12 protein-coding genes are annotated in these 14,174 nt (G+C 63.9%); 10 read left to right on the forward strand and 2 right to left on the reverse strand.

The annotated features are described in order from the left end of the window. Positions 1-47 precede the first annotated feature (47 nt). Complete coding sequence (locus tag ACWHY3_RS04840; RefSeq protein ID WP_448127708.1) at positions 48-1,661, reverse strand: UxaA family hydrolase; 1,614 nt, start codon at positions 1,659-1,661, stop codon at positions 48-50. A gap of 214 nt (positions 1,662-1,875) precedes the next feature. Here ACWHY3_RS04840 and ACWHY3_RS04845 point away from each other — a divergent pair, with 214 nt between their 5' ends. Both ACWHY3_RS04845 and ACWHY3_RS04850 read left to right on the forward strand, forming a co-directional pair. Beyond that, positions 1,876-2,826: a LysR family transcriptional regulator gene (locus ACWHY3_RS04845; protein WP_087719213.1), complete on the forward strand. Its 951-nt coding sequence runs from the start codon at positions 1,876-1,878 to the stop codon at positions 2,824-2,826. 108 nt (positions 2,827-2,934) lie between these two features. Beyond that, a complete protein-coding gene (locus tag ACWHY3_RS04850; RefSeq protein WP_303854600.1) occupies positions 2,935-3,300 on the forward strand; it encodes a hypothetical protein in 366 nt (121 codons plus the stop codon). A 138-nt stretch (positions 3,301-3,438) separates the two neighbouring features. Here ACWHY3_RS04850 and nudE read toward each other — a convergent pair whose 3' ends face one another. Beyond that, positions 3,439-4,032: an ADP compounds hydrolase NudE gene (gene nudE / locus ACWHY3_RS04855; protein ID WP_448127709.1), complete on the reverse strand. Its 594-nt coding sequence runs from the start codon at positions 4,030-4,032 to the stop codon at positions 3,439-3,441. A 138-nt stretch (positions 4,033-4,170) separates the two neighbouring features. Here nudE and ACWHY3_RS04860 point away from each other — a divergent pair, with 138 nt between their 5' ends. The 8 genes from ACWHY3_RS04860 to rsd all read left to right on the forward strand — a co-directional run bounded on the left by ACWHY3_RS04860 (position 4,171) and on the right by rsd (position 14,089). Beyond that, positions 4,171-4,830, forward strand: coding sequence for an HAD family hydrolase (locus ACWHY3_RS04860; protein ID WP_448128140.1), 660 nt, complete (start codon positions 4,171-4,173; stop codon positions 4,828-4,830). A 209-nt stretch (positions 4,831-5,039) separates the two neighbouring features. Continuing rightward, the gene (locus ACWHY3_RS04865) at positions 5,040-5,432 is read left to right on the forward strand and encodes an RNA-binding S4 domain-containing protein (protein ID WP_087719216.1); all 393 of its coding nucleotides are present in this window, start codon (positions 5,040-5,042) and stop codon (positions 5,430-5,432) included. 100 nt (positions 5,433-5,532) lie between these two features. Next, complete coding sequence (gene hslO, locus ACWHY3_RS04870) at positions 5,533-6,405, forward strand: Hsp33 family molecular chaperone HslO (protein ID WP_276232261.1); 873 nt, start codon at positions 5,533-5,535, stop codon at positions 6,403-6,405. A 186-nt stretch (positions 6,406-6,591) separates the two neighbouring features. Then, on the forward strand, positions 6,592-8,175 hold the full coding sequence (locus ACWHY3_RS04875) for a phosphoenolpyruvate carboxykinase (RefSeq protein WP_448127710.1): 1,584 nt from the start codon (positions 6,592-6,594) through the stop codon (positions 8,173-8,175). Positions 8,176-8,382: 207 nt separating this feature from the next. After that, entirely contained in the window at positions 8,383-10,773 is a 2,391-nt protein-coding gene (locus ACWHY3_RS04880; RefSeq protein WP_448127711.1) for a Tex family protein, read from the forward strand. Positions 10,774-11,253: 480 nt separating this feature from the next. Then, a complete protein-coding gene (gene gshA, locus ACWHY3_RS04885) occupies positions 11,254-12,822 on the forward strand; it encodes a glutamate--cysteine ligase (RefSeq protein ID WP_448128141.1) in 1,569 nt (522 codons plus the stop codon). A 135-nt stretch (positions 12,823-12,957) separates the two neighbouring features. Further along, positions 12,958-13,512 (forward strand): disulfide bond formation protein B, encoded by a 555-nt coding sequence (locus ACWHY3_RS04890; protein WP_332778628.1) that lies wholly within the window; start codon positions 12,958-12,960, stop codon positions 13,510-13,512. 64 nt (positions 13,513-13,576) lie between these two features. Continuing rightward, complete coding sequence (gene rsd / locus ACWHY3_RS04895; RefSeq protein WP_448127712.1) at positions 13,577-14,089, forward strand: sigma D regulator; 513 nt, start codon at positions 13,577-13,579, stop codon at positions 14,087-14,089. Positions 14,090-14,174 lie beyond the last annotated feature (85 nt).

Genomic DNA, 14,174 nt, shown 5'->3' on the forward strand with positions numbered 1-14,174 from the left:
GGTGCTGGCTCGGGTCGTTTGCTCTCGACAACCGGTGATCCTGGCTCTCAGGTAATGACGCCGATCTGCCAGGGCACGAACTCCTGTTGCCCATAGCCGTGACGTTCGCTGCGGCTGCGTTCGCCGGAAGCCAGCGCCAGAAAGCGCTGGAAGATCTGCTCGCCGAGAGTTTCCATATCGATCTCGCCGTCGATCAGCGCGCCGCAGTTGATATCCATGTCGTCCGACTGATGGCGCCATAGCGCGCTATTGGTGGAAAGCTTCATGGAGGGGACCGGCGCGCAGCCGAAAGCGCTGCCGCGACCGGTAGTGAAGGCGATGAGGTTGCAGCCGCTGGCGACCTGGCCGGTGACCGAGACCGGATCGAAGCCGGGGGAGTCCATGAAGGCCAGGCCGCGTTCGCGCATGGGTTCGGCGTACTCGAGAACCTCGACCAGCGGCGTGGTGCCGGCCTTGGCCACCGCGCCCAGCGACTTCTCGAGAATCGTGGTCAGGCCGCCGGCCTTGTTGCCGGCCGACGGGTTGTTGTCGAGCGAAGCGCCGCGAATCCGGCAGAACTCCTCCCACCAGTGGATACGCTCGATCAGCTTGTGGGCCACGGCAGGGGTGACCGCCCGGCGCGTCAGCAGGTGTTCGGCGCCGTAGACTTCCGGTGTTTCGGCCAGTACGGCGCTCCCGCCGTGGGCGATCAGCCGGTCCACGGCGGCGCCCAGGGCAGGGTTGGCGGTGATGCCGGAGTAGCCGTCGGAGCCACCGCACTGCAGCGCGACCCGCAGATGTTCGACCGAGCAGGGTGTCCGTTCGACCTGGTTGGCTTCGTTCAGCAGTTGCTCGATATGGCGGATGCCCTCGGCGATCGCCTTGGTGGTGCCGCCGATCTGCTGGATAGTGAAGGGGTGCAGTTTGGGGCCGGGCTTCAGACCCTGGGACTCGATCAGCGCGTCGATCTGATTGGTTTCGCAGCCGAGGCCGATGACCAGCACGGCGGCGAAGTTGACGTGGCGTGCGTAGCCGGCGAGCGTCCGCCGCAGCATCTCCAGTGCCTCGCCATCCGCCGCCACCGCACAGCCCACGCCGTGAGTCAGGGCGACCACGCCATCCACGTTGGGGTAGGGTGCCATCGCCTCGGGATGGACGTCGCGCCGGAAATGATCGGCGATGGCGTGAGCGACCGTGGCGGAACAGTTGACCGAGGTAAGAATGCCGATGTAATTGCGCGTCGCGACACGGCCATCCGCCCGTTGAATTCCCATGAAAGTGGCGGCGGGGGAGATCCGCTCGACGGGCGTGGCCTCGCTGCCGATGGCATAGTCCTTGGAATAGTCCTTGGAATAGCCCTTCGAATAGCCTTTCACATCGCCCTGTTCATGGCCGGCGCCTTCCAGGTCGCCGATGCCGAGATTGTGGACGTGGACATGATCGCCGGGCGAGATGGGACGGATGGCGCGACCGATGATCTGGCCGTAGCGGCGAACCATGTCTCCGCTGTCCAGGGCTCGAATGGCGATCTTGTGGGCGGCGGGCACGGCGGTTGTCAGGACGATGCCCGGCAGGACTTCGGTACCTTCGGGCAGCGGCGTACGCGCGATGACGACATCATCGCGTTCGTGCAGGCGGATAATCGAGGCGGGGGCCTCGGTGGTGTGTTCGATCAGTGCCATGAGTTGGCTCCTCGGGCGGCTTGTGCCACTTTGGTCTATGCGGCTTCGGGTCAAAGCCTTTTTTAATCAGTTGTTTATTATGATTCTGGTGGTAGCCACACCCTATCCGGTCACGGTGTGCCCCACCACTGAGAGTTGCTGATCGAGTGATAACGGCCGTGCATTCGCCCAAAGTCTCAATTATGGATCGCGTCGCAAGCGAGAGGAGTCGTCGATGCCCCCGACGCTGGAAACCCTGATGTCGCGTCTGCGCTTGCGCCAGTTGCGCTTGCTGATGGCGCTCGACGAGTGCGGGTCGATTCACAAGGCCGCCGAGCAGGTGGCGATTTCCCAGCCCGGCGCGACACGGGCGCTGAACGAGATCGAGTCGACGCTGGGCGCGCCACTATTCCTGCGTAGCGCGCGGGGGCTGGAGGCCAACGATCTGGGGCGCTGCGTGGTGCGCTACGCGAGGCTGATCCAGACCGACGTGGCGCATCTGCGCGAGGAGATGATCGGTATCCAGCAGGGCTTCGGCGGGCATCTGGCGGTGGGGGGAACGATGGGCGCCATCGCGGCGATCGTCGAGGCCATCGTCAAGGTTCGCGCCGAGCAGCCTTCGCTGTCGTTGCAGGTGATCGAGGATACCAGCGAGGGGCTGCTGCGCCTGCTCGACGAGGGGCGGATCGATGTCGCCCTGTGTCGTTCCAACTTCGGGCGGCGCCCGGGCGATTACCATTGCCACGGGCACTTTCCCGAACCGCTCTGGGTGGTCGCCAACCCCGCGCATCCGCTGGTGAAGGTCGACGAGCCCGATTTCACCACCCTGGCCAGGCAGGCGTGGATCGTCTATCCCGTCAGCATGCCGAGGATGCTGGAGCAGGAGTTCGTCGCCGCGGGCCTCTCGCAGCCGGTACAGTCGATCGAGATCTCGTCTACCTACGCCATCCTGGCCATGCTGGAACGGGACGACGGGGTGCTGGCGCTGTTGCCGGAACGTATCGCGCGGGAGCAGGTGGCGCGGGGTCATGTGGCGCGGGTGAACTATCTTTTCAGAACGCGCAATCCCGCCTTCGAGCTGCTCTGGCGGCGTGATCGAGAGCTGTCGCCGGCAGCTCGACGCTTTATCGAATGTTACGACAGCGTAGGAAAAGCGGCCGCTGAAATTTGCCAAGTGCCGAGTTAGTGTCTAGGTTTTGTATAGATTGCTCAGGCAAGCTCTCGTGACACGGGCAGCATTGGCGACGGTTGCCGGGATCGTGTTGCGAGCCAAGATGAATTATGGAGGATTCACATGAAAAAGCTTAACGCAGCCATTTTTGCCGCCTTGATCGCTCTGCCGACCGCGGGTGCCTTCGCTCAGGAGCAGGCGCCAAGCGTCAGCCCGGAGACGGGTTCGGCCAATACCCAGTCCGGCGGTTCCTCGCCTACCAAGGTTCAGGGTGGTACGGCTTCCGGTCAGACGAGTGGTTCGCTGCCGGCAGAAAACAACCTGCCCGATGAAGCCAACAGCCAGACAGGTTCTGCCAATACCCAGCCGGGCAGCCTGAAAGCCGAGGGCGGTACCGCCCAGGATACTTCTGCCGCGCAAGGGCCGATGGAAGACGACATGGAAGGTAACCACGGCATCGATTCCGCGCAGGACGTCAACCCGAACTGATGTTGCCCGTCGCTTCGCGATAGAAGCTGATAGCTGGTCTTACTGCTCGACCCTCGTCCCGCTCAGCGGGGCGGGGGTCGTTTTCTTGTCATGTGTCGAGAGGCGGGAGAGAGGGACCGCCCGCGGCTGCGGCGACGTTCACCACCAGCTGTCGGATTCGCGTTCGCTGCGCAGTTTCTCGCGGGCGATGAACAGGGCAGCGATGGCGCGGCCTTCGTGGAAGTCGTCGCGGGCCAATAGTCCGATGATATCGTCGATGGCGTGGGTCTCGACGATCAGCGGCTCGGGTTCGTCTCCCTCCAGGCGTTTTTCGTACAGGTCGCTGGCCAGCATCACCTGCATGCGATGATTCATGTAGTTGGGCGCCAGCGACAGCTCCACCAGCGGCTCGATGCGGTTGGCGCCGAAGCCGCACTCTTCCATGAGTTCCCGATTGGCGGCCGTGATGATGTCTTCGCCCGGGTCGACCAATCCCTTGGGCAGGGTGAGCGTGTACTCATCGAAGCCTGCCGCGTATTCGCGAATCAGCAGTACATGATCGGGGTCCGGCATCGCCACCAGCATTACCGCGCCGCGTCCCTTGCCTTTCAGGCGTTCGAACGTTCGCTCCGCCCCGTTGGCGAAGCGCAGGTCGAGCGATTCGATGGCAAACAGTTCGCTCTGGGCCATGTGGCGCCGTTCGAGAATCGTCGGCTTGGTCAAGGGAAACGAGGGAGAGTCTGTCGGCGCCATAGGGCCTCCGTGCATCGGGCGGGTTGCACTGGGTACAATAATCGATGCTTGCTCGTGGGGGAAACGCCCATGCCGCCCGTGCGGCAATGGAAGCACCGCACGGGAAGTTTCTTTTTACCGATTGCCGAGACGCCGCCGATGCTCGATTGGAACGCCATCGATACCGTTTTCCTGGATATGGACGGTACCCTGCTCGATCTACATTTCGATAGCCACTTCTGGCTGGAGCATCTGCCGCGTCGCTACGTGGAACTGCATCGTCTCGACGACTCGCATCGCACCGCCCTGGAAACGCGGATCCTCGACGCCCGCGGAACGCTGGACTGGTACAGCCTGGCGCACTGGAGCCGCGAACTGTCGCTGGATATCGTCGCGCTCAAGCGCGAGGTCGCGCACCTGATCGGCTGGCGCGCCGACGCGCTGGCGTTCATGGAGTGGCTCAAGGCCGCACCGGTGGACGTCGTGCTGGCCACCAACGCCGATCGCGAGAGTCTCGGGCTCAAGCTGCCGTTGACCGGGCTGGACCGCTATGTCGACCGTATCGTCTCTTCCGCGGACGTGGGGGCGCCCAAGGAGCAGCCGGCGTTCTGGGACGCGATGCAGGCGTTGCATCCGTTCGACCCCGCACGCAGCCTGTTCATCGATGACAACACCGATGTGCTGGCGTGCGCCCGAGGTTACGGCATCCGTCACCTGCTGGGCATCCATCAGCCCGACAGCCGCAAGCCCGGTAGTGCGCATCCGGCATTCACCGTCGTCGATCGCTTCGCGTCACTGCTGCCCGAAACGCCGGCTTGAAGCGATGGCCAGCGACCCCCATCTAGCAGCCTGTCGGACTTAACGCTGATCTGCTGCGAATTCCGGCCTTTTGGCCAATTTATTCGATCGGATGCGTTAAATAGCGAGCTATTCGCCTTATCCGATCGATGAACTTGACTCAAAATCCGTTTTTCTCGCGACGATCGGTCAAGCCCGACCGGCTGCCAGGCGAGTCGAGGTGATAGACCATGAGTGAAACAGTACGTATCGATAAATGGCTGTGGGCGGCGCGATTCTTCAAGACGCGCCAGCTGGCCAAGAAAGCGATCGAAGGCGGCAAGGTCCGCTACAACGGCAACCGCGTCAAGACCAGCAGGAATGTCGAGGTCGGGGCGCTGATCGAGGTGCCGCAAGGCTGGGACAACGCGACCGTCGAGGTTCTGGCGCTGTCCGACCAGCGCCGCGGCGCGCCCGAGGCGCAGCAACTCTATGCCGAAACTCCCGACAGCATCGACCGTCGCGCGCGGGAAGCGCATCAGCGAAAGCTGGCCAATCAGGTGATGCAGCCGCCGATCAAGCGACCGGACAAGCGCCAGCGTCGCGATATCCACCGCTTCCAGCGTCAGCACACCGACGACTGAACGTCTGGCGCACTGACGCCGTGAACTGCCTGCCAACCCCCTATCTGCCATTGCCGGGCGATCGTCAGCGATTCGCCCGGCGTCCGACGAGACATGATTCATGAACGATGAAATCCAGCGTTTTCTATTCGACGATACCAACGTGCGTGGCGAGATCGTGCAACTGGAGTCCGCCTACCGGGAAGTGCTCGAGCGCCAGGACTACCCCGAGCCGATCCGCTACCAGCTGGGAGAGCTGTTGAGCGCCGTGGCCCTGCTGACCGAGACGGTCAAGCTCGATGGCACGGTCAGCCTGGAGATCCGGGGCAAGCAGGGCGTCGACGTGCTGATGGCCGAGTCCAACCCGGGCGGCCAGCTGCGGGCCATCGCCCGCTATGACGAGAGCCAGGTATTCGCCGACAACGCCACGCTGCGACAGCTGGTCGGCGACGGCCAGATCGTCATCACCCTCGATCCCGCCGAGGGCAACCGCTATCAGGGCATCGTGGCGCTGGAGCACGACCATCTGGCGAGTTGCCTGGAGGCCTACTTCGCGCAGTCGGAGCAGTTGGCGACGCGCCTGTGGCTGAGCGCCGACGGCCAGCGCAGTGCCGGCCTGCTGTTGCAGCAGCTGCCGGACGACGCTTCCAACAAGGATCCCGATGCCTGGGAGCGTGTCGTCCACCTCGCGTCCACCATCACCGACGACGAGATGCTGGCGCTGCCGGCCCAGGACGTGCTGTACCGGCTCTTCCATGAAGAGACCACGCGGGTCTTTACGCCCAAGGCGCTGGCGTTCGGCTGCACCTGCTCGCGGGAGCGCATCGCCAACGCCTTGCATACTTTCGGGGCCGATGAGCTGCGCAGCATTCTGGACGAGCAGAAGGCGATCGATACGCAGTGCCATTTTTGTCATACCCGGTACCATTTTAGTGCGGCAGAAATCGAGGCGATCATCGACTCGCCCCAGGCGCCATCGCCGACGCTGCACTGAGCTGGGCGCTCGGCAACGTCAGGCGCCTTGATCAGAGCGGAATCGGCCCCGGGCGCCCGGCGTTTGCGCGCCGGGCGCTTTTTGCCATAATGACGATCCTTTTTCGCCCGCCAGGCGTCGCAGCGGCGGGCCTTCAACGCTGTGAAACGACACGAAAACAGAGGCCTCAGCGCCCAGGACCGGATAATGACCACCTCTCAAGCCTCGTTCCAGGCTGCCGGCGATTCCCGCCCCGCGAAAGCGCACTCCAATTTGACCACGGCCGAGCTGGTCGAATATGCCCTCGCAAGAGGAGAAGGCGTGCTGGCCGCCAATGGTGCATTGGTGGTGGAGACGGGGGAGCGCACTGGCCGGTCCACCCTGGACCGCTTCATCGTCGACGAGCCCTCCACCTCGGATCTGATCGACTGGGGGCAGGTCAACCGCCCGATCGGGCCGGGCGTGTTCGATGCACTGTGGGAGCGGGTCGAGGATTACCTGGCGGGCGGCGATACCTTCGTCTCCGAGCTGCATGTCGGCGCCGATCCGGAGTACTACCTGCCGATTCGTGTCATCACGCAGCAGGCCTGGCACAACCTCTACGGGCGCAACCTTTTCGTGCGCCCGGAGAACTGGAACCCCAAGGACAAGAGCGAGTGGACGGTGCTGAGCGCCCCCGACTTCGTCTGCGATCCTCAGCGTGACGGCACGCGTTCCGAAAGCACGGTGATGATCAATTTCGCGCGCCGCCGGGTGCTGCTGGCCGGCATGCGTTACGCGGGCGAGATGAAGAAGGCCATGTTCTCGGTGCAGAACTTCCTGTTGCCGGAGAAGGACGTGCTGCCGATGCACTGCAGCGCCAACGTCGGCGAGGACGGGGAAACCACGCTGTTCTTCGGGCTGTCCGGCACCGGCAAGACGACGTTGTCGGCGGATCCGGAGCGCTATCTCATCGGCGACGACGAGCATGGCTGGGGTGAAGGCACTGTCTTCAACTTCGAGGGTGGCTGCTATGCCAAGACCATCGATCTGTCGCGCAAGAACGAGCCGATCATCTGGGACGCCATCCGTTTCGGCACCGTGCTGGAAAACGTGGTGCTGACAGAGGATCGGGTGCCCGACTATGCCGACGACAGCCTGACCCAGAACGGGCGTGCCGGTTATCCGCTGGAATTCGTCGAGAAACGCGTCGAGGAAAACCGCGCCGGCGAGCCGAGCGCGATCATCTTCCTGACCTGCGACATGAGCGGCGTGCTGCCGCCGGTCTCGCTGCTCTCCAAGGAAGCGGCGGCCTATCACTTCCTGTCCGGCTACACGGCCAAGGTCGGTTCGACCGAGATGGGCTCCACCAGCGGCCTGGAGGCGACGTTCTCGACCTGCTTCGGCGCACCGTTCTTCCCGCGCCCGGCGCATGAATACGCCGATCTGCTGATCAAGCGCATCGAGGCCTTCGAGTCTCGTGTCTACCTGGTCAATACCGGCTGGAGTGGCGGGGCCTACGGCCAGGGCGGCAGCCGTTTCAGCATTCCGACGACTCGCGCCATCATTCGCGCGGTCCAGGAAGGCGACCTGAAGGACATCGAGACCCGGCATATCGAAGGGCTCAATCTCGACGTGCCGCTGGCGGTGGACGGGGTCGATGCCAAGCTGCTCGACCCGCGTGATGCCTGGAGCGACCAGGAGGCCTATCGCGAACAGATGAATGCGCTGGTGGCCAAGTTCATCGCCAATTTCACCAAGTTCGACGATGTCGATGCCGCGATCGTCGCGGCCGGCCCGCAGACGCTCTGACGTCTGTAGCGCCTCCGACAGCTGTAGACGCTCTGCCGCCCGTATCCGACGGGTTCGTCGAGCTGTCTGCCGCGAGCCGTGCGGTATCTGACGGGGATGGCCATCGGCCATCCCCGTCCGGTTTGTGCGACTTCGATACCGCCGGAGTGTGAGCCTCCCGCGCCGGTGTGCTAACGTGGCGCGATCCTACCTATCGTGATGGTTTTCATGTCCAAGACTCAAACCGCAATCATTGCGTTGATCGCCGATGAGCTCGGCGTTCGCTCCAATCAGGTCAATGCCGCCGTCGAACTGCTGGATGGCGGTGCCACCGTCCCGTTCATCTCCCGTTACCGCAAGGAGGTCACCGGCGGTCTCGACGATGGCCAGCTGCGCGCACTCGAAGAGCGCTTGCGCTATCTGCGCGAAATGGAAGAGCGTCGCGAGGCGATCCTGCAGGCGATCGACGAGCAGGGGCAGATGACCGATGCGCTGCGCGCCGAGCTCGAGGCAGCCACCACCAAGCAGCGGCTGGAAGATCTCTATCTGCCCTATCGCAAGAAGCGTCGGACCAAGGCGCAGATCGCCCGGGAGGCGGGGCTGGAACCGCTGGCGGACCGGCTGCTGGCCGATCCCGGCCTCGATCCGGACGGTGAAGCGGCGGCGTTCATCGATAGTGCCACCGGCGAGAGCCATGGCATCGAGGATGCCAGGAGCGCGCTGGACGGGGCCAAGCAGATCCTGATGGAGCGCTTCAGCGAAGAGGCCGAACTGGTCGGCCGGCTGCGCGAGCGATTGTGGGAAGAGGGGCAGCTTCGCGCCCGGGTGGTCAAGGGCAAGGAGACGGAAGGCGCCAAGTTCTCCGACTACTTCGAACATGACGAAAACCTCGCCAGGACGCCGTCGCATCGGGCGCTGGCGATGTTCCGCGGACGCAAGGAGGGCGTGCTGTCGCTCTCGCTGACGATGGCGGGAGAAGACGAGGCGCCGATTCATCCCGCCGAAGTGGCGATCGCGCGCCACGTCGGCATCGATCTCGGCGCCGAGCAGCCCGCTTCGCGCTGGTTGAAGGAGGTGGTTCGCTGGAGCTGGCGCGTCAAGCTCTACACCCACCTCGAAACCGAATTGATGGGACGGCTGCGGGAGCGGGCCGAGCAGGAGGCGATCGATGTATTCGCCGCCAACCTCAAGGACCTGCTGCTGGCGGCGCCGGCCGGACCGCGCACCACGCTGGGGCTCGACCCCGGTCAGCGCACCGGATGCAAGGTCGCCGTGGTCGATGCCACCGGCCGCTTCCTCGAGCAGGCGGTCATCTACCCGCATGCGCCGCAGAAGCGCTGGGACGAGGCGCTGGCGACGCTGGCCGATCTGGTCGAGCGCCATGAGGTGTCGCTGGTCGCGATCGGCAACGGCACGGCCAGCCGCGAGACCGACAAGCTCGCCGCCGAGCTGGTCAAGCGCGTGGCGCCGCGCCAGGTTGCCAAGGTCATGGTCAGCGAGGCCGGCGCCTCGGTCTATTCCGCGTCGGAGCTGGCGGCACGGGAGTTCCCCGATCTCGATGTCTCGATTCGTGGCGCGGTCTCGATTGCCCGGCGCCTGCAGGATCCGCAGGCCGAGCTGGTCAAGATCGATCCCAAGTCGATCGGGGTCGGCCAGTATCAGCACGATGTTTCCCAGGTCAATCTGTCCCGCAGTCTCGAGGCGGTGATCGAAGATTGCGTCAATGCCGTGGGCGTGGATCTCAATACCGCCTCCAGCGCGCTGCTGTCGCGAGTGTCCGGGCTGAGCAAGATGCTCGCCGACAACATCGTCGCGCGGCGCGATCGCGAAGGGCCGTTTCGCACTCGTCAGGAGCTGCTGAGCGTCGACCGGCTGGGGCCCAAGACCTTCGAGCAGTGCGCCGGGTTCCTGCGCATCATGGGCGGGGACAATCCGCTCGACGCCAGCGCCGTGCACCCGGAAGCCTATCCGCTGGTGGCGCGCATCGCCGAGCGCAACGGCCGGGAGCTGGGCGGCCTGATCGGCGACAGCCGCTATCTCAAGTCGCTCAAGCCTTCGGATTATCTGCAAGATGCACTAGCAGTCGATGACGCGTTCGGGGTGCCGACGGTGATCGATATCCTGGCGGAACTCGACAAGCCAGGCCGCGATCCGCGGCCCGAATTCAAGGCGGCGACGTTCCGCGAGGGCGTCGAGAAGATCAGCGATCTCGAACCCGACATGCTGCTGGAAGGGGTCGTCACCAACGTGACCCACTTCGGGGCGTTCGTTGATATCGGCGTGCATCAGGATGGGCTGGTGCATATTTCCGCGCTGGCCGACAAGTTCGTCGACGATCCGCGTCAGGTGGTGAAGGCCGGCGACATCGTCAAGGTCAAGGTGATGGAGGTCGACGTGGCGCGCCAGCGCATCGGCTTGACGATGCGACTCGGTGACACGTCCGGTGAGAAAACGTCTCCGGGCGAGCGTCGCGCCGGTGGCGGCAAGTCTCGCCGTGGCGACGCAGACGCAGGGCGAGGGCGGCAGCCCCGTCAGGGCGGCGGTGATCGTCAATCCGCGCAGCCCGGCGGTGCGATGGCGGAGGCGCTGCTCAAGGCGCAGCGACGCGGTTCGCATTGAGGCTTCGGCAGGCGCTGGCGATCCGGTAAAAAGTCGCTAGGGTCTGTTGCCGTTTCATGAACGGCCGCGCCGGAGCCAGTTTTTGTGCGGGGCAAGGCGTGAGGAGCGTAATTTGGTTGTTCCAAATGAACGACGAATAACGCAGCACCGTGCAAAAACTGGCCCGGCCCTTCGGGTTGCGCGGCAAATGGCGCCATGCGGCGTTGCGGGATTGGAAAAGGGAACCACCCTTCTCTGCATCCCGTGCCTGGCCTGGCACCATTTGACGCAGCAACGCGGTTCGCGCTGAAACGGCAACAGACCCTAGCCTTGAAAGCGCTACCGTCGGCTCCATAATGAGGTTTTGCTCGAGGCGGACCGAAACGGGAGCGATTTCCTTTCGGCATCGTCAACGCACGGACAAACGGGGGAGCGGCGCTCCTCCAACGAGATAAGGTGTTGAGCGTGTCTGATCAACTCGCCACGAACGTCGGCCACTTGATGGCGCCGGCCCAGAAGGGATTGCTTGGTCGTCTACGGCGGGGCATCGAAAAGGAAGGTCTGCGAGTCGACGCGGAGGGTTCCATCGTCCAGACCGCTCATCCGCACGGGCTCGGCTCCAAGCTGACTCATCCGCATATCACGACCGATTATTCTGAGGCTCTGCTCGAGTACATCACTCCGGTCTATTGCCGTCCCGCCGATGCGCTCTCGTTTCTGGGCGACCTGGTGCGTTTCACCTATCGCCAGTTCGACGGCGAGTGGATCTGGCCGGCCAGCATGCCGGCGCGACTCCAGGGTAACGACAGCATTCCGATCGCCGACTACGGCACTTCCAACGTCGGCACGATGAAGCATGTGTACCGCAAGGGGCTGGACGCGCGCTACGGTCGCATCATGCAGTCGATCGCCGGTATCCACTACAACGTGTCGCTGCCGGACGATATCTGGCCGCTGCTGCAGAAACTGGAAGGCCGCCAGGACGAGTCGCTGCAGGGCTACCGTTCGACCCGCTACTTCGACCTGATCCGCAACTTCCGGCGCAACAGCTGGCTGTTGCTCTATCTGTTCGGCGCCTCGCCGGCGCTGGACCGGAGCTTCCTGGGGGAGGGTGGCGACGATCGCAGCGACAAGCTCCAGCCGCTGGGCGAGAGAACGCTCTATGCGTCCTACGCGACCAGCCTGCGCATGTCGGATCTCGGCTACCAGAACAAGGTACAGGAGCAGTTGAAGATCTGTTTCAACTCGCTTTCCAACTACGTGGGTACGCTGCGCCATGCCATTTCCGCCGAATGGCCGGACTATCGCCGGATCGGCGTCGAGGTCGACGGCGACTGGCGCCAGTTGAACGCTAACATCCTGCAGATCGAGAACGAATATTACAGCGACATTCGCCCCAAGCGAGTGGCACGGCACGACGAGACGCCGACCCAGGCCCTGGAAGCGCGTGGCGTCGAGTATATCGAGGTGCGCTGCCTCGATCTGAACCCGTTCCTGCCGCTGGGGATCGACGAGCCGCAGATGCGCTTCCTGGATACCTTCCTGCTCTGGTGCCTGCTCTCCGAGAGCCCCTGGATTCCGGACGAGGAGTGCGACCGCCTGGACGACAACCGCCGCCTGGTGGTGGAGCGGGGGCGCGACCCGGACCTGGAACTGCAGATCGGCGACCGTCGCGTGCCGCTGCGCACGCGTGGGCACGAGATCATCGATGGCATGCGCCAGGTCGCCGAGCTGCTGGATGCCATCGAAGGTGATGATCTCCATGTCGCCGCGATCAACGCCATCGCCCCGCGGCTGGACGATCCGGAACTGACGCCCTCGGCGCAGATGCTGCGCGCCATGCAGGCACACGGGGGCGAGTGGGCGGATCTGATTGCCGATCTCGCCAAGGCGCAAGGCGAGCACTGGCGCTCGACGCCGATGGATGAATCCCGCGCCGAGCTGTTTTCCCAGCTGGTCGAAACCTCGCATCAGCAGCAGCACGACATCGAGGCCGAGGATCAGGTTTCCTTCGCGCAGTTCATCGCCGATTATTTCCAGCGGGCGAGGGAACCTCGTTCTGCCGCATGAGTCAGTGAACCCGTAAGTTCAGTGAACCCGTAAGTCATGAATTCATGGCGATCGACGAAAGTCCTCGGAACCGGCTGTCGTCGAGGATGAAAAACCGCCGGCGCAATCGTGTTCCGGCTTGCAGTGGGAAGGAACATGCAAATCAAGCGTTGGATAGCGCAGGCAAGCGTTCGCCAGTGGTGCGTGCTGGGTCTGGTGATGTGCTGCTTCATGATGGCCGTCGCCCTTTACCTGCAGTATGGCGTGGGCCTCGAGCCCTGCCCGCTGTGCATCTTTCAGCGCGTCGCCGTGATATCCGCGGGTATCGTCTTCCTGATCGGCGCCATTCACAATCCCAGGCATTGGGGCGGGATCGTCTATGCTGTGCTGTCATTGCTCGCGGTGCTGGGCGGAATCGGCGTGGCGGGGCGGCACGTCTGGCTGCAGACCCTGCCGCCGGACAGCGTGCCCAGCTGCGGCCCTGGCCTTGACTACATGATGGACATGTTGCCGTTGTGGGACGTCATGTCCCGGGTGCTGCATGGTTCCGGCGAATGCGCGGCGGTCGAGGGGGCCCTGTGGGGCGTGACGTTGCCGCAGTGGACATTGGCCGGATTCGTCGTCCTGGGCATCATTCCGGTGATGATGATCGTATCTCGAGTGCGCTACAGTGGTAGGACGGTTCGCGAGCCGGCGGGGCAGGTTTCCTGAAGCAGGCTGCCATGTCTCCTGGAACACGCGATGAGGGAGAGAGGCGACGAGGGAGAGGCTGATCATGCTGGAAGATTGCAAGACCGCTCAGGAGCGCTGGGGTGGCGTTCATGCCTTGATCGATCGATGGCTGGAGCAGCGCTACGACATGCTCGTGACGCTGGTCGATCTACGTGAATTCTGCGATGCCGATCTCTCGGCGGTGTCCAAGACGCGCATCGATACCTTCAGTGAAGCCTTGATGGATTACATCAGCGCCGGGCATTTCGAGATCTACCCGCAATTGCGAGAAGAGGCTAAAGCCTTCGAGGATCGCGAGGCGCTGGCGGTGGCCGACAAGCTGCTGGCGCGGGTCGATGCCTCGACGCAGCTGGTACTCGATTTCGATAATGAATACGCCACGCCGTCGCGTTGTCAGCGCTACACCGACCGTCTCCCCGGCTGGCTGGAGAAGCTCGGCGGAAGCATGACGGAACGATTCGATCTCGAGGATCAGTTGATCAGTCGCCTGCATGCGGCGCACGCGCCCGTCGACGCGGCTCGGGCGCCGGGTGACCAGTCCGTGCGGACGGAGTGACCCTCGGCCGCAAGCCGGCCGTCTTGCCGTTATCGAACTGTGGAAGCCCCGGCCTTGGTCGGGGCTTCTCGGTTTACGCCTTGCC

This window comes from Salinicola sp. NYA28a (assembly GCF_976982775.1).

Bases quoted from the DNA above. Each gene is read 5' to 3' on its own strand.
- ACWHY3_RS04860 (WP_448128140.1), top strand. From the start codon at position 4,171: ATGCTCGATTGGAACGCCATCGATACCGTTTTCCTGGATATGGACGGT.
- ACWHY3_RS04850 (WP_303854600.1), top strand. From the start codon at position 2,935: ATGAAAAAGCTTAACGCAGCCATTTTTGCCGCCTTGATCGCTCTGCCG.
- hslO (WP_276232261.1), top strand. From the start codon at position 5,533: ATGAACGATGAAATCCAGCGTTTTCTATTCGACGATACCAACGTGCGT.
- ACWHY3_RS04845 (WP_087719213.1), top strand. From the start codon at position 1,876: ATGCCCCCGACGCTGGAAACCCTGATGTCGCGTCTGCGCTTGCGCCAG.
- nudE (WP_448127709.1), bottom strand. From the start codon at position 4,032: ATGGCGCCGACAGACTCTCCCTCGTTTCCCTTGACCAAGCCGACGATT.
- ACWHY3_RS04880 (WP_448127711.1), top strand. From the start codon at position 8,383: ATGTCCAAGACTCAAACCGCAATCATTGCGTTGATCGCCGATGAGCTC.
- ACWHY3_RS04890 (WP_332778628.1), top strand. From the start codon at position 12,958: ATGCAAATCAAGCGTTGGATAGCGCAGGCAAGCGTTCGCCAGTGGTGC.
- gshA (WP_448128141.1), top strand. From the start codon at position 11,254: ATGGCGCCGGCCCAGAAGGGATTGCTTGGTCGTCTACGGCGGGGCATC.
- rsd (WP_448127712.1), top strand. From the start codon at position 13,577: ATGCTGGAAGATTGCAAGACCGCTCAGGAGCGCTGGGGTGGCGTTCAT.
- ACWHY3_RS04865 (WP_087719216.1), top strand. From the start codon at position 5,040: ATGAGTGAAACAGTACGTATCGATAAATGGCTGTGGGCGGCGCGATTC.
- ACWHY3_RS04875 (WP_448127710.1), top strand. From the start codon at position 6,592: ATGACCACCTCTCAAGCCTCGTTCCAGGCTGCCGGCGATTCCCGCCCC.
- ACWHY3_RS04840 (WP_448127708.1), bottom strand. From the start codon at position 1,661: ATGGCACTGATCGAACACACCACCGAGGCCCCCGCCTCGATTATCCGC.